Raw genomic sequence first — 17807 nt, 5'->3', positions numbered from 1 at the left:
TTAGTGTCCTACGGCATCCGGCGCTCACAAGCAAGCCCTAGCGCAGGGGTCAAATCGGGGAGTAAACAGACGATCACAGGTGCCGAGCACTCGCCTGAAGATCAAATAGAGAGGGGCCGTCATGACGACCGGAGTCGTCCGAGCCGCCCTCGTCCAGACCACCTGGACGGGCGACAAGGAATCGATGATCAAGGCGCACGAGGCCTACGCCCGGGATGCCGCCGCCCAGGGCGCGAAGGTGATCTGCTTCCAGGAACTCTTCTACGGACCGTACTTCTGCCAGGTCCAGGACGCGGCGTACTACGAGTACGCGGAATCGATCCCCGGCCCGACCACCGAGCGGTTCCAGGCGCTCGCCGCCGAACTGGGAATGGTCATGGTCCTGCCGATGTACGAGCAGGAGCAGCCCGGCGTCCTCTACAACACCGCCGCCGTGGTCGACGCGGACGGCAGATATCTCGGTAAATACCGCAAGAACCACATCCCGCAGGTGAAGGGTTTCTGGGAGAAGTTCTACTTCCGTCCGGGAAACCTCGGTTATCCCGTTTTCGACACCGCGGTCGGCCGGGTCGGCGTCTACATCTGTTACGACCGGCACTTCCCGGAGGGCTGGCGGGCTCTCGGCCTGAACGGCGCGCAGATCGTCTTCAACCCGTCGGCCACCAGCCGGGGCCTGTCCAGCTATCTGTGGCAGCTGGAGCAGCCGGCCAGCGCGGTCGCCAACGAGTACTTCATCGGCGCGATCAACCGGGTCGGCGTCGAGGATCTCGGTGACAACGACTTCTACGGCCAGACGTACTTCGTGGACCCGGAGGGTAAGTTCGTCGGCGAGGTCGGCGACACCCACCAGCCGGAACTGATCATCCGCGACCTGGACCTGGGCCTGCTGGGCACGGTCCGGGACCGCTGGCAGTTCTACCGCGACCGGCGGCCGGACAGCTACGACGGGCTGGTGGCGCCGTGACCGTCAAGCTGATCAAGGGCGGGACGGTCGTCGGCCCGACCGGCGCCATCCTCGCCGACGTGCTGATCGACGGCGAGAAGATCGCCGCGTTGTACGCACCCGGACAGGCCCCGTCCGTCGACGACACCATCGACGCCACCGGGAAGCTCGTCATCCCGGGTGCCGTCGACGCGCACACCCACATGGAGCTGCCGTTCGGCGGCACGCACGCCAGCGACACCTTCGACACCGGCACCCGGGCGGCGGCGATCGGCGGCACCACCACGATCATCGACTTCGCGGTACAGCGGACCGGCGAGGTGGTCCAGGACGGTCTGGCCGCCTGGCACGGCAAGGCCGAGGGCAACTGCCACATCGACTACGCGTTCCACATGATCCTCGGCGGGGTGGACGACGAGTCGCTCAAGGCGATGGACTACCTGGTCGCCACCGAGGGGATCAGCAGCTTCAAGCTGTTCATGGCGTACCCCGGGGTGTTCTACTCCGACGACGGCCAGATCCTGCGCGCCATGCAGAAGGCCCGGGACAACGGCGCCATGATCATGATGCACGCGGAGAACGGCCCGGCCATCGACGTGCTGGTCAAGCAGGCCCTGGAACGCGGCGAGACCAGCCCGCTGCACCACGGCCTGACCCGGCCGCAGGAGCTGGAGGCGGAGGCCACCAGCCGGGCGATCTGGCTGGCGTCGGTCGCCGCGGACTGCCCGCTCTACATCGTGCACCTGAGCGCCTCCAAGGCTCTCGAGCAGGTGAAGGCGGCCCGCGACCTGGGGCGCAACGTGTTCGCCGAGACCTGCCCGCAATATCTGTACCTGACGCTGGAGGACCAGCTGGGGGCGCCGGGCTTCGAGGGCGCCAAGTGGGTGTGCTCGACGCCGCTGCGCAGCAAGCACGAGAGCCACCGGGCCGACCTGTGGCAGGGACTGCGGACCAACGACCTGTCGGTGGTCTCCACCGACCACTGCCCGTTCTGCTTCAAGGACCAGAAGGAGCTCGGCCTGGGCGACTTCTCCAAGATCCCGAACGGGATCGGCAGCGTCGAGCACCGGGTCGACCTGCTCTACCAGGGTGTCGTCGACGGGAAGCTGTCGCTGAGCCGCTGGGTGGAGACGATCGCGACCACGCCGGCACGGATGTTCGGCCTGTTCCCGCAGAAGGGGATCATCGCCCCCGGCTCGGACGCCGACATCGTGCTCTACGACCCGGACGGGCGCACCCGGATCAGCGCCGCGACGCACCACATGAACATGGACCACTCCGCCTGGGAGGGCTGGGAGATCGACGGCAAGGTTGACACGGTCCTGTCCCGGGGCGAGGTGATCGCGTCCGGCGGCGAGTACACCGGCCGGGCCGGCCGGGGCCGGTACGTCAAGCGCGGCCTCAGCGACTACCTGCTCTGAAAGGGGAGAGCCCATGGACATCGGCGTGGTCATGCAGAACGATCCGCCCGCGCTCGCCCTCGTCGACTGGGCGCGCCGGGCCGAGACGGCCGGATTCAGTCACTTCTGGACGTTCGACTCGCACGTGCTCTGGCAGGAGCCGTACGTCGTCTACTCGGCGATCCTGGCCGCGACCGAACGGATCGTGGTCGGCCCGATGGTGACCAACCCGGGCACCCGGGACTGGACGGTCACCGCGTCGACGTTCGCGACGCTCAACGAGATGTACGGCAACCGGACCGTCTGCGGCATCGGCCGGGGCGACTCGGCGCTGCGGGTCCTCGGGCTCACCCCGCAGACCCTCGGTCAGCTGCGTGAGAGCGTGCAGGTGATCAAGGCGCTGGGCAACGGTGCCGCCGCGAACGTACGCGGCAACGAGATCCGATTCGCCTGGGCGGCGGACAGCCGGCTGGAGGTGTGGGTCGCCGCGTACGGGCCCAAGGCTCTGGCGCTGACCGGTGAGGTGGGCGATGGGTACATCCTGCAGCTCGCCGACCCGGACATCGCCGAGTGGATGATCGGCGCCGTCAGAAAAGCCGCGGTCAAGAATAAAAGGGACCCCGACGCCATCAAGTTCTGCGTGGCCGCACCCGCCTACGTCGGCGACGACCTGGCGCATCAGCGGGACCAGACCCGCTGGTTCGGCGGCATGGTCGGCAACCACGTGGCGGACATCGTCGCCCGGTACGGCGGCGACGGCGCGGTGCCGCAGGCGCTGACCGACTACATCAAGGCCCGCGAGGGATACGACTACGCCGAGCACGGGCGGGCCGGCAACAGCCACACCGGTTTCGTGCCCGACGAGATCGTCGACCGGTTCTGCGTGCTGGGGCCGGTGGAGAACCACGTCAAACGGCTGCAGGAACTCCGGGAGCTGGGAGTCGACCAGTTCGCGGTCTACCTGCAGCACGACGCGAAGGAGTCCACCCTGGACGCCTACGGCGAGCAGATCATCCCGGCCTTCGCATGAGACGGTTCCTCGCCGTCCTGGCCGGGCTGCTGACCGGGGCCGCGGCCTGGGAGGGGTACAAGGCCGCCGGGAACCCCGACGGGACGGTGCTGTTCGGCGTGCGGGTGCTCCCGCGCGCCGACGACCTCTCGATGCCGCACCTGTGGACGATCGCCGAGCGGCTCGGTGCCCCCGAGCTGACCGGCGGCCGCCCGGTGTGGCGGGTCGTGGTCGACGCGTGCCTGTTCACCCTGGGGATCACCACCGCCGGTTTCGTCGCCGGGGCGTTGATCGGGCTGGCTCTGGCCGTCGCGATGCAACGGTTCCGGGTGGTGGAGCGCGGGCTTCTCCCGTACGTGATCATCTCCCAGACCGTGCCGCTCGTGGCGCTCGCACCGCTCATCGCCGGGTGGGGCGGCGTCCTGATGCCGCCCTGGGCGACGGTGGCGGTGATCGCCGCCTACCTGGCCTTCTTCCCGGTCGCGGTGGGCATGCTGCGCGGTCTGCAGTCGCCGTCGGCCGCCGGCGTGGAACTGATGCGCAGCTACGCCGCCGGCTGGTGGCGCACCCTGGTGACGCTGCGTCTCCCCGCGGCGCTGCCCTATCTCTTCCCGGCGTTGCGCCTGGCCGGGGCCGCGGCGGTGGTGGGTGCCGTCGTCGGGGAGATCTCCACGGGTACGCGCGGCGGCATCGGCCGGCTGCTCATCGAGTACGCCCGGGAGGCCACCTCGGACCCGGCCAAGGTCTACACCGCGATGCTCGGCGCGGCGCTGCTCGGCCTGCTCGTGGCCGGCGCCGTCAGTCTTCTCGAACTGCCGCTGATGCGGCACCGTCGCCACGTGGAGGTGGCCACGCTATGACCGCCGTCGCGATCTCCGGCGTCACCAAGGTCTTCAACCCGGGCCGGCCCGACGAGGTGCTCGCCCTCTCCGATGTCGATCTGACGGTCGCCGACGGCGAGTTCGTCTCGCTGATCGGGCCGTCCGGATGCGGCAAGAGCACGCTGCTGCGCCTGATCGCCGACCTGATCGCGCCGACCACCGGCACGGTCACGGTGGCCGGCACGACCGCCGCGCAGGCCCGCCGCGACCAGGCCTACGGCATCGCCTTCCAGCAGGCCGGCCTCTTCGAGTGGCGGACCGTGCGGCGCAACGTGGAGCTCCCGCTGGAGCTGCGCGGCGCGGGCCGGGCCGAACGCCGGGCCAAGGCCGAGGAGATGCTGGAACTGGTCGGGCTGAGCGAGTTCGCCGGCCACTACCCGGGTCAGCTCTCCGGCGGCATGCAGCAGCGGGTGGCCATCGCCCGCGCGCTGGCCGTGCAGCCGCCGCTGCTGCTGATGGACGAGCCGTTCGGGGCGCTCGACGAGATGACCCGCGAACGCCTGCAGGCCGAGCTGCTCGCGGTCTGTGCCGCGACCGGCACCAGCACGGTCTTCGTCACCCACTCGATCTCCGAGGCGGTGTTCCTCTCCGACCGGGTGGTGGTGATGTCGGCGCGACCGGGACGGATCACCGCGGCGATCGACGTGAAACTGCCCTCGCGGGACGAGGCGGGACGTCAGGCGCCGGCCTACTTCGACAAGATCACTGAGGTACGCAAGGCGCTGCGCGGATGAGGCGCGTCGTCCCGCCGGTGGTCGTCGGCGTCCTCGCCCTGGTCCTCTGGGAACTCACCGTGACCCTGGGGCGGGTCGCCCCGTTCATCCTGCCCGCGCCGTCGGCGATCGGGGCGCAGATCCTCGAGCAACGCGGCAACATCGTCGACGCGGCCCTGGCCAGCGGCGCCAACGCCCTGACCGGGCTGATCGGCGGCACCCTGCTGGCGGTCCTGGCCGCCCTCGCCGCCAGCCGGTTCCGCCTGCTCGGCGAGGTGTCGGTCCCGTTCGCGGCGGTGCTCAACGCCCTGCCGATCATCGCGCTGGCCCCGATCCTCAACAACATGTTCGAGTCGACCAGCAGCGTGCCCCGCCGCCTGGTCACCGGCATCGTGGTGTTCTTCCCGGTCTTCCTCAACCTGCTGCGCGGGTTGCGCGAGGTGGACCCGGTGCATCAGGAGCTGATGCGCACGTACGCGGCCGGCGGCTGGACGTTCGCCCGCAAGGTCCGGCTGCCCGGCGCGCTCCCCCACCTCTTCACCGGTCTGCGGCAGGCGTCGTCGCTGGCCGTGATCGCCGCGGTCGTCGCCGAGTACTTCGGCGGGCTGCAGGACGGGCTCGGCGCGCGGATCACCTCCGCTGCGGCGTTCACCGCCTATCCCCGTGCCTGGGCCTTCGTGGCCGGCGCCTGCCTGCTCGGACTCTCCTTCTATCTGGTCACGCTGCTGCTGGAACGGCTCGCCATGCCGTGGCGGACGCGACTGATCTCCTGAGTTCCCCCGATTTCCGCGTTGTGGAGGATCCTGTGCGACGAAACCGGATATTTGCCTCTATTGTCACCGCTTCCGCCCTTCTTCTCGCCGGCTGCGGCACCGCCGACTCCGCGGTGACCACCGCGCCCAGCGGCGGCCTCACCCCGATCAAGCTCCAGCTGCAGTGGTTCTTCCAGGCCCAGTTCGCCGGTTACATCGCCGCCGTCGACCAGGGCTTCTACCGGGCCCAGGGCCTCGACGTCGAACTGCTCGAAGGCGGCGTCGACATCGTGCCGCAGACCGTGCTCGCCCAGGGAAAGGCGGACTACGCGGTCGCCTGGGTGCCCAAGGCCCTCGCCTCCCGCGAACAGGGCGCCGGGATCACCGACGTCGGCCAGATCTTCGCCCGGTCCGGCACGTACCAGGTGGCGTGGAAGGACAGCGGCATCACCAGCGCCGCCGACCTCAAGGGCAAGAAGGTCGGCAACTGGGGCTTCGGCAACGAGTTCGAGCTGTTCGCCGGCATGACCAAGGCCGGCATCGACCCCGGCAAGGACGTCACCCTGGTGCAGCAGCAGTTCGACATGCAGGCGCTGCTCAAGAAGGAGATCGACGCCGCCCAGGCGATGAGCTACAACGAGTACGCCCAGCTGCTGGAGGCCAAGAACCCGGCGACCGGGCAGCTCTACACCGCCGACGACTTCGCGATCATCGACTGGAAGACCGAGGGGTCGTCGATGCTGCAGGACGCCGTGTGGGCGAACACCGAGAAGCTCAGCGACCCGAACTACCAGGCCCAGACGGTACGGTTCCTGACCGCCACCATCCAGGGGTGGGCGTTCTGCCGGGACAACGCCGAGAAGTGCCGCGACATGGTGGTGGCCAAGGGCTCCAAGCTCGGCACCAGCCACCAGCTGTGGCAGATGACCGAGACGAACAAGCTGATCTGGCCGTCCACCGGCGGCATCGGCGTGATCGACGAGACCGCCTGGAAGCAGACCGTCGACCTCTCGATGACCACCAGGAACCAGACCGGCGACACCGTGCTGACCAAGGCACCGGAGGGTCTCGCGTACACCAACGACTACATCAACCAGGCGCTCGACGCGGCGAAGGCAGCCGGTGTGGACGTCACCGGCGCGTCCTTCCAGCCCGCCCCGGTGACCCTCACCGAGGGCGGCGCGTAACGCTCTTTCGTGTGTTGAGTTCGGGCGCCTACGGCGCCCGAACTCAACACAGTGCTTGGGGTGTGTTGTTTTCGGGCGCGTAGCGCGCCCGAAAACAACACACCCCTGTGCGGGTCAAACCAGGATCAGGCGGCAGGCGAGGGCGACAGCGGTCAGGTCGCCCTCGCGCAGTTTCGCCGCCGCCTCGGCCTCACCCATCCCCTCCAGCCGCACCGCGGACGCGTCGACCAGCGCCTCCTCGCCCTCCAGCAGACGGCGGGCGATCCGGGACTGGGCCGGGGTGAGCTCGGCGTACGCGCACCGGTCCAGAGCCGTCACGGTCTCCTCGTCCAGGTGCCCGGCCAGCGCCCGCTCGGTGACGATCTTCAACAGCCACTTGGGCCACCAGTTGTACCTGCCGATCACCGAACCGGAGTTGAGGGCGGCACCCGGCGAGTGCCCGGCGGCCAGCATCCGGACCGCCACGTCGCCGTCGAACCGTTCCATCCGCAGCGCCCCGACGAACACCCGCAGGATCTGCGGCGTCTTGACGAACTCCTCGGCGGCCGCGGCGGCCTCGCCGAAACGGCCCTCCATCAGGTGGCAGAGGGCCTGCGCCTCGACCAGGCCGAACCCGTCGCCGGACCGCTCCTCGAGCCGCCGCACGGTGTCGACCAGACGCTGCACCGCCCGCTCGGAGCGTTCGGCGAGTTCCTCGGCGGCCGGCTTGTTGAGGTGCCGCACCACCACGTCGGCGGCGATCTCCGCCTCCCGTTTCAGCAACGGTGACGCGATCTTGGCGATGATCAGGTCGCCGAGCCCCTCGGTCAGATACGCCGTGTCGAACCGGTCCGAGGCCTCCTCGAACTGCGCCCACCATGCCGCCGGATGCCTCAGCTGATGCTGTGTCACCGCCACAGCCTGACAAAGCGGCTGCCTTCCCGGCTGAGGATTCGATGAAGGTGATCAGGGAATGAGCGGAAGCTCCTCGACCTCGGCGGCCGTCGGGGCGGCCCCGGAGTGCTCCGGGGCGGGCCGGTCGGCGGCCGTGCTCCAGCGCCCGCTCCGGCGGGCCGCCTCCCTGGTCACCAGGTGCACCGGGAGCGGCGGCGGACGGAACGGCCCGGCACCCCAGCGGACCCAGATCGCGACCCGGCCGGCGGCCGCCTCGGCGAGCAGCTTGTCGACCGTGCGCTGCCGGTCCAACCGGTCGACCTCGACCGCGAGCGGCGGGGCACCACCCGGGCGGGCGAACGCCACGTCCAGCACCGAGTTGCCCCGCAGCGGCGGGGGCAGCGGGAACACGCTCGGCGCCCGGCGGTAGACCCGCCAGCCGCGCTCCTCGCCCCAGGCGGTGACCTCGTCGATGATCCGCGCGGCGGCGTCGCCCTCGCTGAGACCCGTGAAGCCGAGAGCCTCCAGGCGGTCCGCGAGCGACCGGGCGGTGCTGGTGCCGTCGTCCGCCGTGTCCACATCCGTACCCTAACCGGCGGTCCTGGAACATCCGGCCGCGGATCAGGCCGCGGCCGCGCCGGCGCGCTGGGCCGCGACGATCGTGGTGATCTCGTCGCCGGTCATCGGCCGGCCGAGGTGGTGGCCCTGGCCCAGGGTGTACCCGAGGCGCAGCAGACGCTCGGCCTGCTCCTCGTTCTCCACGCCCTCCGCGATCGTCTCCAGCCCGAACGCCCCGGCCAGCTGGAACACCGCACGGGCCACCGCCGTGCTGCCCGGCTCGTCGCGTTCGATGCCGTCGACGAACGACTCGTCGAGTTTGACGATGTCGGCGGGGAACGTCCGCAGCAGGCTCAGCGACGACTCGCCGGTGCCGAAGTCGTCCAGGGCCAGCCGTACGCCGGTGCCGTGCAGCCGGTGCAGCACCCGCGACACCCGGGGGCTGCGCAGCGACGCCGACTCGGTGAGTTCCAGCACCAGCAGGTCGGCGGGGAGTGCGTGGTCCTCCAGGGCGGCCCGGACGTCCACCTCGAAGTCCGGGTCGTGGAGTTGGCGCAGCGAGACGTTGGGGGCGACCCGGGTCAGCGCGTCCGGCCCGAACTCGGCGAGCCAGGCGGCGGCCTGCCGGCAGGTCTCACGCAGCACGAAACGGCCGACCGGCACGATCAGGCCGGTCTGCTCGGCGGCCGGGATGAACTCGGCCGGTGAGATCGTCCCCTGCACCGGGTGCTCCCAGCGGACCAGCGCCTCCACGCCCACGATCCGCCGGTCGTCGAGCCGGACCACCGGCTGGTACACGACCCGCAACTGCCCGCCGGCCAGCGCCTCACGCAGGTCGCCGCCGAGCTGCACGTGCGCCTGGGCGGACTGTTCCATGCCGCTCTCGTAGCGCACCCAGTTGGCCTTGCCGCGCTGTTTGGCCACGTACATGGCCGCGTCGGCGTCGCGCAGCAGCAGGGTGGCCGCGGCACCGCCGGGCGCGGTGGCCAGGCCGGCACTGACGTGGACGAGCAGCCGGTGCGGCCCGATCGGCACGGTGGTGGCCTGTTTGAGGCGTTCGGCGACGTCACCGCCGCGGGCCGGGCGGTCGATCAGGATGGCGAACTCGTCGCCGGCCAGCCGGGCCGGGGTGCCGTCGGTGCCGGACGCCGACCGCAGCACCTCGGCGAAGGCGATCAGCAGTTGGTCGCCGGCGTCGTGCCCGAGCGAATCGTTGACGCTCTTGAAGTCGTCCATGTCGATCATGAGGACGGTGGCGCCCGGCCCGGCCAGTGCCTCGTCGAGCAGTTCCCGGAAGAGCACCCGGTTGGCCAGGCCGGTCAGCGGGTCGTGGGTGGCCTCGTGCCGCAGCCGGGCCTCGGACGCCCGTTTCTCGGCGAGCAGCAGGGAGTTCTCCCGGAAGGAGAGGTACTGCCGGACGGTGACCAGCCCGGTGACCACCACGGCGAGGGCCACCACCAGGCGGGTCTCGCCCTCCCGCAGGTCCCAGGCGACCGGGCTGACCACCAGTTCGATCAGCGGCAGGTCGACGGCGAGCACCGCGAGGTACGGCAGCCACACGTTGCCGCGCCGCGGCCGGGCCCCGGCCGAGCCGTGCTGACGGCGGGCGGCCAGCGCGACCAGCAGCGGCATCACCGGCAGGCAGATCGCCTGTGCCGGGATGACGCCGTCGAAGGCGGGCACCGCGGCGAACACCGCCACCGCGGCCGCGACCAGCCCGGTCGAGCCGATCAACCGGACCGCGGCCCGGTCCACCGGACCACCGGTGATGTACGAGACCTTGGTGATCGCGCCGGCCGCGAACCCGAACGACAGCATCAGGGTGGCCACCGCCGGCCCGCTCCACGGCTGGGGGGCGTCGAGCATCGGCGCGATGCCGAAGTGCCAGAGCACGGTCACGCAGCCGAGGAACGCGATCAGCCGGTCCAGGCCCTGCCGGCCGCGGTCGGCCCGGCTGTTCACGCCGACCGGCACCCGGGCGACGGCCCACATCGCGGCGAGCACCCCGCCGCCGACCAGCACGGCGGAGACCGGTGGCATCGCGGGCAGCTGCGGGGACTCCCGGAAGGCGGCGACGGCGAGCAGGGCGTACCCGGCGGCCAGGGGGTAGCAGGCCGCCTCCAGCCAGCCCCAGAACCGTTCGGCGACCGGGGCCAGGCCGACCGACCGGCGCATCGAGCGCAGTGCCGCCGCGGCGGTCACCAGTCCGGCCGGCATCAGCGTGTAGCCGACCGCGGCCGGGCCGATACCGGTCACGATCCACCACGCGTACCAGAGGACACCGAGCACGACGAGCAGCCCGCTGGCCGTGACGTAGCGCCACGGCGGTGGTGTGCCGGATCCCCCCATGCTCCCGACGATCGGCGGGGCGGGTACCGGACATGAGATCTTTCCCAGCCGTCCACCGATCTTGCATATATTGACGCTCCTACATACCAAAAGGTGGGGAGCTTCGATGTACGGACGACGCTGTGCAGCCGCGGTCGCGGCCGGGGTTCTGGTGCTGGCCGGGACGGCGACGCCGGCCCGGGCGGCGGTCAGCCGGGCCGATCTGGCGCTGCGCTGGGCGCCCATCCACTACCAGGACACCGACGTCACCGGCGCGCACGCGCTCGGCGGCAAGTCCGACATGATCACCAGGTACGACTTCGACGGCAACCTCGACGGCCGCGACAACTGGGACAACGCCGGGACGGACACGGCCGCGTACGCGTACTACTCGGTGGCCGAGACCGCGTCGCACTTCTTCATCACGTACCTGTTCTTCCACCCGCGGGACTGGGTGGACCACCCGTTCTTCGAGAGCGAGCACGAGAACGACGGCGAGGGCGTGCTGCTCGCGGTGGAGAAGGACGGTTCGGACTACGGCATCCTGCGCTCGGCGGTGACGGTGGCGCACAGCGACTTCTTCTCGTACGCGCCGGCCGGCAGCACCTGGACCGACGGCGGCGAGACGATCGACGGCACGCTGCAGATGCAGTCCTCGCCGCACGACGCGTTCACGCACCCGGTCACCGCGCAGGAGGCCAAGGGGCACGGGCTCAAGGCGTACCCGCAGTACACGATCAACGGGGACGGTCTCGTCTACTACCCGTCCACGGTGGCCGAGACACCGTCCGGTGCCGACGACCGCGACGTGCGATACCGGCTGGTGGACGTCTTCGCCGACGGCGGACTGTGGGCCCAGCGGAACACCGGCAGCCTGTTCGCCGCCCTCGGCACGTTCGCCGGCGACACCAGCGGCGGCTGCGGCCAGGGCACCTGGTCCTGCGGCACCGACTCGGCGAACGCACCGTGGGGCTGGGACGACGGTGACGACACGATCGCCCGCGGGGAGATCGCCACCGATCCGGCGGCGCTGTCCGCGGCCTACTTCACCGTGCCGGGCACGCTGTCCCGGTCGTACACGTACAACCCGTACCGGTCGGCGGCGGCCGCGCTGGCCGAGGCGGCACGCACCGAGCCGCCCACGGTCGACTGACCGGGACGGCACGGGTGGGACATCGGTGACCGGCCCGCCTTCACGGTGGGCCGGTCACCGGAACCTCTGAGTGAGATCAGTCCTGGTAGTTGGGGTCACCCTCCTCGGGGGCGGCGGTCGGCGCCGGGGTGCAGACCGTCTTGTCCGCGTCGGTGCCGATCAGGTTGGTGGCGACGTAGAGGCCGTTCTTGGCGGTGCCGCCGATGGTGACCGCGTCACCGATGCCGAGCAGGTTCAGCGCGGCCTTCCGGCCGTCCAGGGTGACGGTGGCGAGCTGCGGGACGCCGACCGTGACGGTCTTGCCCTTCAGCGAGCCGGTGGTGACGTTGACGTCGACGGTGCCCTTGAGCAGGTTGAGGGCCTTGATCGTGCCGGTGATGCCGAAGGAGTTGGTGGACGAGCTGCTGCTGGCGGCCGGGGTCGGGGTGGCGGCCGGAGTGGTGGTGCAGGTGGTCGGGGTCGGGGCGGCCTTGCTGGGCTTGGTCAGACCGGGCAGGCCGATCGAGACGCCGAGCGAGGTGGACGCGGACGGCTTGACCAGGCCGGGCAGGGTCACGCCGACCGAGACGATCGGCTTGGCGGTGGCGCTGGCGCTGACGGACGGGCTGGCGGAGGCGCTGGTGGACGGGAGGGTGGTGGGCTTGAGACCGGGCAGGTTGATGCCGATCCCGACACCCGGGTAGGTGATGAAGCCGCCGTTGCCACCGGTGCCGGAACCGGTGCTGGAGCTGCTGGACGGCTTGGGCAGGGACGGCAGGGTGATCGAGACACCGGCCGAACGGCTGGCCGACGCGGACGGGCCGGCCGAGGCGGACGAGCGGGGCAGGCTCGGCAGCGTCACGCCGACCGAGAGGCCCGGGTTGGCGCTGGAGCTGGCGGCCGGCTTCGGCAGGCCGACGGTGATCGGGAGGAGGGGCTTGGCGGTGGAGCTCGAGCTCGCGGCGGGCTTGGGGAGTGTCACGCCGACCGACAGGCCCGCGCTGGCGCTGACGCCCGGTTTGGGAAGACCGTTGTTGGCGCTTGAACCGGTTTCCGCGAACGCGGCACCGGCGAGACCGACAGTGGGGACGGTGAACGCGGCGGCCATGGCGACGGTGGCGGCGGTACGGCGGCGCATGTTCATCTGGGGGTTCTCCTCGTTGTTGCCGGTTGCCTTCGCGGCTCGTGCCGCTCCGGCGTGGTGAGAACAAGATTGCGGACCGGCGGGTGCAGCCCGTGGTCACCGCCGGTTGCCGGTCGGTAGCTCGTTTCCGGGGTCTTCCACGCCCCCGCGAACGGATCACCGGAGGCGGCGAAACGGCACCATCCGCGAAGAACGGCAGCGTGCGGGCGGATCATCGCCCTGCGTGTCCCGGTACGCGGCCGGAAGTGGGACGCGCGTCGCAGCCAGGGGAGTTGACATGCCCGGCGGACTAAGTGAATGTCCTGGGATGCACGATGTATGGCCGGCGCCGGGTGTCCTTCTGGCCTCGCGGTACCGCCTCGTCACCTTGCTCGAGACAGGCGGTATGGCGCAGGTCTGGCGAGCCGTCGACGAACTCCTCGACCGGCCCGTCGCGGTGAAGCTCCCGGCGGGCGACACCCGCGCGGCCCACCTGGCGTGGCGGGAGGCCCGGCTCGCCGCACGGCTGCAGCACCCCGGCATCGCCGCCGTGCACGACTACCGTGAGGCCGTCCGCACCGACGGCTCGGTCGCGCCGTTCGTGGTGATGGAGCTGCTCGGCGGCGAGACCGTCGCGGCCCGCCTGCTGGACGGCCCGATGCCGTGGGGTGAGGCCGTCTCGGTCGGCGCCGCGGTCGCCGCCGCCCTGGCGCACGCGCACTCCGCGGGCGTCGTGCACCGCGACATCAAACCGGGCAACGTCATGCTCTGCGCCGACGGGGTGAAACTGCTCGACTTCGGGATCAGCGCGGCCGCCGGCGAGCCGGACGACGACGAGACCGGCGCCAGCTTCGGCACCCCGGCGTACGCCGCTCCGGAACGGCTCGACGGCAAACCGGCCGAACCCGCCACCGACCTGTACGGGCTCGGCGTTCTCCTCTTCGAGATGGTCACCGGGCAGCCGCCGTACAACGTGGACACCTGGGAGGAGCTGGCGGCCGCGCAGGCCACCGGCCCGAGCCGGCTGCCCGGGACCCTGCCGGACCGGCTGCGCCACCTGATCGACCACTGCCTGGAGGACGAGCCGCACCGCCGGCCGTCCGCCGCCGAGGCGCGCAAGGCACTGTCCCGGCTCATCCCGTCCACCCCGGCCCGCAAGACCATCGCGCTGCCGCTGCCACCACCGACCGGGCAGGCCCCGGTCCTTCCGGTGCCGCCCCGCACCGGTTCGGCGCTGCGCCGCCGGATCGGCCTCGGCGTCGGGCTGGCCGCGGTGCTGCTGGCGTTCGCCGCGGTGGTGAACGCGATCGGCGACTCCCGCAGCGACGACCGGTACGCGCAGACCCCGGCCGCCACCCCGACGACCGGCGAGCCGGCCGTCGCCGCGCCGCTGACCAGTTCACCGGAGCCGCCGTCGCCGCCCGCCAGCAGCGCCACATCGAGCCCCACCGCCCCGGCGACGCAGGCGACGCCGCTGACCGTGGACGTGGCGCTGAGCCGGGTCCGGGCCGCGGTCGAACGCGGCGAGGAGATCGGCGAGATCCGGCCGGACGTCGCCCTGGACTTCATGAACCTGCTGCGTCAGCTCAGCGTCGGCGAGGACGTCGACGTGCAGGAGCAGGCCGACGTGCTCAGCCGCAAGGTGCGCCAGCGTCTGGGCGAGGAGGCGATCACCGAGGAGCAGGCGGCGATCCTGCAGGCCCGGCTCGCCGACCTGCGCGGGGCGTCCGGCACCTGACCCCGCGGCCGGACCCGGGACACCGGCTCACCGCGTACCCGGGAATCAGGCCGAGCCTCGCAGGATGAGCCTGGTCGGCAGGACCGTCTCGCGCTCGGTGGGCTCGTCGCCGTCGAGCTTGTTGAGCAGCAGCCGGACCATCTCCTGGCCCATCTGCTCGACCGGCTGGTAGACGCTGGTCAGCGGCGGGTCGGTGTGCCGGGCGATGGCCGAGTCGTCGAACCCGATGACCGCGACGTCCTCCGGCACCCGGCGGCCGGCCCGGCGCAGCACGCGCATCGCGCCCGAGGCCATCGGGTCCGAGGCGGCGAACACCGCGTCGATCTGCGGGTAGTGCGTGAGCAGCCACTCCATCGCGGTCGCGCCGGAGAGCTCGCCGAAGTCGCCGCGCGCCGCCGGGCCCTCGCCGACCACGTCGCGGTAACCGTCGTAGCGGGCGATGCCGGCCGCCATGTCCAGCGGGCCGGTGATCGTCGCGATGCACCGGCGGCCCTGGTCCCGCAGGTAGGTGACGGCGGCGCGGGCGCCACCCCGGTTGTCCGCGTCGACGTAACTGACCGGCTCCGGATGCACCGGACGGCCCACCCGCACCGTCGGCACGCCCCGCTCCTCCAGCACCGCGGGCAGCGGGTCGTCACCGTGCAGGGAGAGCAGCAGCGCGCCGTCGACGTGCTGGCGGGTGAGGTAGCCCTCCAGGTGGCGGCGCTCCTCGGGGGCCTGCGCGATCATCAGGATCATCTGCAGGTTGCGGGCGACCAGCACCGACGAGACGGACTGCACGAGCCGGCCGAAGAACGGCTCGGCGAAGAACCGCTCACCGGACTCGAAGACCACCAGCGCGATCGAGTCGGTCCGCTGGGTCACCAGGGCACGGGCGGCCCGGTTCGGCACATAGCCGAGAGCCGCGATCGCATCCTGCACCGCGGTCCGCGCCTTCGGGCTGACCTGGGCGGAACCGTTGACGACGCGGGACACCGTGCCACGACCGACCCCGGCCCGGGCAGCGACCTCCTCCAGCGTCGGCCGACCCGCCGATCGGCTCCGTTCGTCACGCATCGCTGGCCGTCCTTTCCGCGTCGCCACAGGCGTCCACCGCCGCGCGCGGGCGGCCGGAAGGTGTGGGACGATATCGGGTACCGCTGAAGAGGGTAGTCCCCGACTTCGGAGTTAGAGAGCCCCGACCCTGTCGCGCATCCCCCACGGCGTTCCATACGCCGTCAGCAGGTCCAGGAACGGGCGTGCCGGGAAGGCCTCCGGACCCAGCACCCCGGCACCCCGCCAAGCCCCGGTGGCCAGCAGTTCGAGGGCCACGACCGGGTTCACCGCGGTCTGCCAGACCACCGCCTGACAGCCGTATTCGGCCATCGACCACTCGTTGTCCACCACGTGGTACAGATACACGTCCCGGGGGCGGCCGTCCTTCGTTCCGCGTACCCATGTCCCGGCGCAGGTCTTGCCCCGCATCCGGGCGCCGAGGCCGGCCGGGTCGGGCAGGCAGGCGGCGACCACGTCCCGCGGGGAGACCGCCACCGGGCCGGCGCCGCCGGGCACGGTGACCAGCCCGGTCCGGTCCAGGCCGAGGTCGTGCAGGGTGCGCAGCGCGCCGATGAAGGTCTCGCCCAGGCCGTACTTGAAGGTGACCCGGCCGGCGTCGATCCAGCGCGGGATGAGCAGCACCTCCTCGTGCTCGACGTTGACGCACTCGACCGGCCCGATGCCCTCGGGGAAGTCGAAGACCTCCGGTTCGCTGAACGGTGCGGTGGTGAACCAGCCGCGGCCGGACTCCCAGACCACCGGCGGGTTGAGGCACTCCTCGATGGTGGTCCAGATGTTGAAGGACGGTGCGAAGGCCAGGCCGTCGACGGTCAGGTTGCCGCCGTCGCGGATGCCGATCTCGTCGATGGTGTCGAACAGTTCGTCGGCGGCATGCCGGGCGAACACGTCGGAGAGTCCCGGCTCGACGCCCATCCCGACCAGGGCCAGCCGTCCGGCGGCGGCCCAGTCGGCGGCCTGGGCGAACTGGGCGTCGCCGAGTTTGACGCCGCACCGGGTGTACGGGTGGTCGGGGTCGGGGCGGGAGAGTGACATCGCCATGTCGACATATGTAGCGTTTTCTCGGTACGCGGCATGGAAAAGCGGCATCACGAACCGCGGGTCGGTGGCGTTGAGCAGCACGTCGCACCGGTGCACCCGGAGCGCCGCCGCCACCGCGTCCTCGTCCCGGGCGTCCAGGTGGACCTGGGCGCGGGACGCGTCGTAGTCGGCGATCACCAGCTCCTCGACGAACGACCGCCGGGCCATGATCCGGCTGATCGCGGTGCCGACGCCACCGGCGCCGACCAGCAGCACACGCAGGCCTTTTCGGGGGGTCATCGCTTGAAGATCGCAACCGTCCGGTTCTAAGGTCAATGGTGTTGGCATAAGGAGCGCCCATGGCCAAGACCGTCGTTCCCGAACAGCGGCGCCGTCGCCGCCGGCCCACCCGCGGCGGCACCGTCCTCTCCGAACAGCTGATCATCGACACCGCGCTGCGCCTGCTCCGCGAGCACGGCAGCACCGGGCTGTCGGCCCGTCGCCTCGGCCTCGCCCTGGACTGCGACCCCAGCGCCCTCTACCGCTACTTCCACGGCATGGACGAGCTGACCCTGGCGATCGGCGACGCCCTGATCGGGCAGGCCCTCGACGGCTGGTCGGCGACCGGCGACGGCCGGGCCGACCTGCGGGCGATCGGGCTGCGCATCCACGCCGCCTACGTGGCCCATCCGCAGGCCGCGCTGCTGACCGCCAGCCGGGTCACCGGGCGCGCCCACGAGCTAGCCGCCGACGAGGCGATCATCGGGGTGCTGCGGGCGGCCGGGTTCCCGCTCACCGCGACGGTCCGGATCTACCACGCCTTCATCGACCAGACGCTGGCGTTCGCGGCCCTGGACGCCGGCGCGCTGGCCCTGCCCCGGTCCGCCCGGCGGGCCGACGAGGACATCTGGGAGTCGACCTACGCCCGCCTGCCGGCCGGGGACTATCCGCGGATCGCCGAGGCCGCGCCCCGGCTGGCCCACGAGATGGTGCGCAGTGCGTACCCGAGCGCACTGGACATGCTCCTGGACGGCGCTTTCCTTGCGGCCCTTGGCGCGACAGCCAGTTCCGCCGGTGCCACCGGCGAGCGACAGTGA

The 17807-nt window shown here is 71.4% G+C and carries 16 protein-coding genes; 10 read left to right on the top strand and 6 right to left on the bottom strand.

The window, feature by feature from the left end; translation table 11 throughout:
• Nucleotides 1-121 precede the first annotated feature (121 nt).
• The 7 genes from QSK32_RS02015 to QSK32_RS01985 are packed head-to-tail and all read left to right on the top strand — an operon-like array spanning nt 122 to nt 6885.
• A complete protein-coding gene (locus tag QSK32_RS02015; RefSeq protein WP_045745864.1) occupies nt 122-964 on the top strand; it encodes a nitrilase-related carbon-nitrogen hydrolase in 843 nt (280 codons plus the stop codon).
• On the top strand, nt 961-2364 hold the full coding sequence (hydA, locus tag QSK32_RS02010) for a dihydropyrimidinase (RefSeq protein ID WP_285471054.1): 1404 nt from the start codon (nt 961-963) through the stop codon (nt 2362-2364). The genes QSK32_RS02015 and hydA overlap by 4 nt, the downstream gene beginning before the upstream one ends.
• A 13-nt stretch (nt 2365-2377) precedes the next feature.
• On the top strand, nt 2378-3373 hold the full coding sequence (locus tag QSK32_RS02005) for a TIGR03842 family LLM class F420-dependent oxidoreductase (protein WP_045745862.1): 996 nt from the start codon (nt 2378-2380) through the stop codon (nt 3371-3373).
• On the top strand, nt 3370-4212 hold the full coding sequence (locus QSK32_RS02000; protein ID WP_285471053.1) for an ABC transporter permease: 843 nt from the start codon (nt 3370-3372) through the stop codon (nt 4210-4212). Before QSK32_RS02005 ends, QSK32_RS02000 begins: the two co-directional genes overlap by 4 nt.
• The gene (locus QSK32_RS01995; protein WP_045745860.1) at nt 4209-4967 is read left to right on the top strand and encodes an ABC transporter ATP-binding protein; all 759 of its coding nucleotides are present in this window, start codon (nt 4209-4211) and stop codon (nt 4965-4967) included. The genes QSK32_RS02000 and QSK32_RS01995 overlap by 4 nt, the downstream gene beginning before the upstream one ends.
• Nucleotides 4964-5719: an ABC transporter permease gene (locus QSK32_RS01990; protein WP_285471052.1), complete on the top strand. Its 756-nt coding sequence runs from the start codon at nt 4964-4966 to the stop codon at nt 5717-5719. Before QSK32_RS01995 ends, QSK32_RS01990 begins: the two co-directional genes overlap by 4 nt.
• A gap of 32 nt (nt 5720-5751) precedes the next feature.
• Nucleotides 5752-6885: an ABC transporter substrate-binding protein gene (locus QSK32_RS01985; RefSeq protein WP_045745858.1), complete on the top strand. Its 1134-nt coding sequence runs from the start codon at nt 5752-5754 to the stop codon at nt 6883-6885.
• Nucleotides 6886-6999: 114 nt separating this feature from the next.
• On the opposite strand, the gene QSK32_RS01980 is transcribed toward QSK32_RS01985, so the two are convergent.
• From QSK32_RS01980 to QSK32_RS01970, 3 genes are read right to left on the bottom strand one after another with little or no spacing between them, the layout of a single operon-like run.
• On the bottom strand, nt 7000-7776 hold the full coding sequence (locus QSK32_RS01980) for a hypothetical protein (RefSeq protein WP_045745887.1): 777 nt from the start codon (nt 7774-7776) through the stop codon (nt 7000-7002).
• 54 nt (nt 7777-7830) lie between these two features.
• Complete coding sequence (locus QSK32_RS01975; RefSeq protein WP_045745857.1) at nt 7831-8337, bottom strand: hypothetical protein; 507 nt, start codon at nt 8335-8337, stop codon at nt 7831-7833.
• 42 nt (nt 8338-8379) lie between these two features.
• Nucleotides 8380-10665 (bottom strand): EAL domain-containing protein, encoded by a 2286-nt coding sequence (locus QSK32_RS01970; protein ID WP_285471051.1) that lies wholly within the window; start codon nt 10663-10665, stop codon nt 8380-8382.
• Nucleotides 10666-10771: 106 nt separating this feature from the next.
• On the opposite strand from QSK32_RS01970, the gene QSK32_RS01965 reads away from it, so the two are divergent.
• The gene (locus QSK32_RS01965) at nt 10772-11797 is read left to right on the top strand and encodes a hypothetical protein (protein ID WP_045745855.1); all 1026 of its coding nucleotides are present in this window, start codon (nt 10772-10774) and stop codon (nt 11795-11797) included.
• A 76-nt stretch (nt 11798-11873) separates the two neighbouring features.
• Here QSK32_RS01965 and QSK32_RS01960 read toward each other — a convergent pair whose 3' ends face one another.
• Nucleotides 11874-12920: a hypothetical protein gene (locus QSK32_RS01960; RefSeq protein ID WP_285471050.1), complete on the bottom strand. Its 1047-nt coding sequence runs from the start codon at nt 12918-12920 to the stop codon at nt 11874-11876.
• Between the two features lie 307 nt (nt 12921-13227).
• Between QSK32_RS01960 and QSK32_RS01955 the strand changes: the two genes are divergently transcribed.
• Nucleotides 13228-14637: a serine/threonine-protein kinase gene (locus QSK32_RS01955; RefSeq protein ID WP_045745853.1), complete on the top strand. Its 1410-nt coding sequence runs from the start codon at nt 13228-13230 to the stop codon at nt 14635-14637.
• A gap of 45 nt (nt 14638-14682) precedes the next feature.
• Here the strand turns inward: QSK32_RS01955 and QSK32_RS01950 are convergent, their stop codons facing one another.
• Together QSK32_RS01950 and QSK32_RS01945 are read right to left on the bottom strand one after the other, a co-directional pair.
• On the bottom strand, nt 14683-15693 hold the full coding sequence (locus tag QSK32_RS01950; RefSeq protein WP_045745852.1) for a LacI family DNA-binding transcriptional regulator: 1011 nt from the start codon (nt 15691-15693) through the stop codon (nt 14683-14685).
• A 111-nt stretch (nt 15694-15804) separates the two neighbouring features.
• Nucleotides 15805-16992: a saccharopine dehydrogenase family protein gene (locus QSK32_RS01945; protein WP_285471334.1), complete on the bottom strand. Its 1188-nt coding sequence runs from the start codon at nt 16990-16992 to the stop codon at nt 15805-15807.
• Between the two features lie 77 nt (nt 16993-17069).
• Between QSK32_RS01945 and QSK32_RS01940 the strand changes: the two genes are divergently transcribed.
• The gene (locus tag QSK32_RS01940; protein WP_285471049.1) at nt 17070-17807 is read left to right on the top strand and encodes a TetR/AcrR family transcriptional regulator; all 738 of its coding nucleotides are present in this window, start codon (nt 17070-17072) and stop codon (nt 17805-17807) included.

Source organism: Actinoplanes sp. NBRC 101535, from assembly GCF_030269225.1.
GTDB classification, from domain to species: Bacteria; Actinomycetota; Actinomycetes; order Mycobacteriales; family Micromonosporaceae; genus Actinoplanes; species Actinoplanes rectilineatus.
Note: the sequence above shows the minus strand (reverse complement) of the source record. Positions and strands in the feature narration are given on the sequence as shown.

Excerpts from the sequence above, each read along its gene's own strand:
- QSK32_RS01960 (WP_285471050.1), bottom strand. The coding sequence starts at position 12,920 with ATGAACATGCGCCGCCGTACCGCCGCCACCGTCGCCATGGCCGCCGCG.
- QSK32_RS01965 (WP_045745855.1), top strand. The coding sequence starts at position 10,772 with ATGTACGGACGACGCTGTGCAGCCGCGGTCGCGGCCGGGGTTCTGGTG.
- QSK32_RS02005 (WP_045745862.1), top strand. The coding sequence starts at position 2,378 with ATGGACATCGGCGTGGTCATGCAGAACGATCCGCCCGCGCTCGCCCTC.
- QSK32_RS01950 (WP_045745852.1), bottom strand. The coding sequence starts at position 15,693 with ATGCGTGACGAACGGAGCCGATCGGCGGGTCGGCCGACGCTGGAGGAG.
- QSK32_RS01995 (WP_045745860.1), top strand. The coding sequence starts at position 4,209 with ATGACCGCCGTCGCGATCTCCGGCGTCACCAAGGTCTTCAACCCGGGC.
- QSK32_RS02015 (WP_045745864.1), top strand. The coding sequence starts at position 122 with ATGACGACCGGAGTCGTCCGAGCCGCCCTCGTCCAGACCACCTGGACG.
- QSK32_RS01955 (WP_045745853.1), top strand. The coding sequence starts at position 13,228 with ATGCACGATGTATGGCCGGCGCCGGGTGTCCTTCTGGCCTCGCGGTAC.
- QSK32_RS01970 (WP_285471051.1), bottom strand. The coding sequence starts at position 10,665 with ATGGGGGGATCCGGCACACCACCGCCGTGGCGCTACGTCACGGCCAGC.
- QSK32_RS01940 (WP_285471049.1), top strand. The coding sequence starts at position 17,070 with ATGGCCAAGACCGTCGTTCCCGAACAGCGGCGCCGTCGCCGCCGGCCC.
- QSK32_RS01990 (WP_285471052.1), top strand. The coding sequence starts at position 4,964 with ATGAGGCGCGTCGTCCCGCCGGTGGTCGTCGGCGTCCTCGCCCTGGTC.
- QSK32_RS02000 (WP_285471053.1), top strand. The coding sequence starts at position 3,370 with ATGAGACGGTTCCTCGCCGTCCTGGCCGGGCTGCTGACCGGGGCCGCG.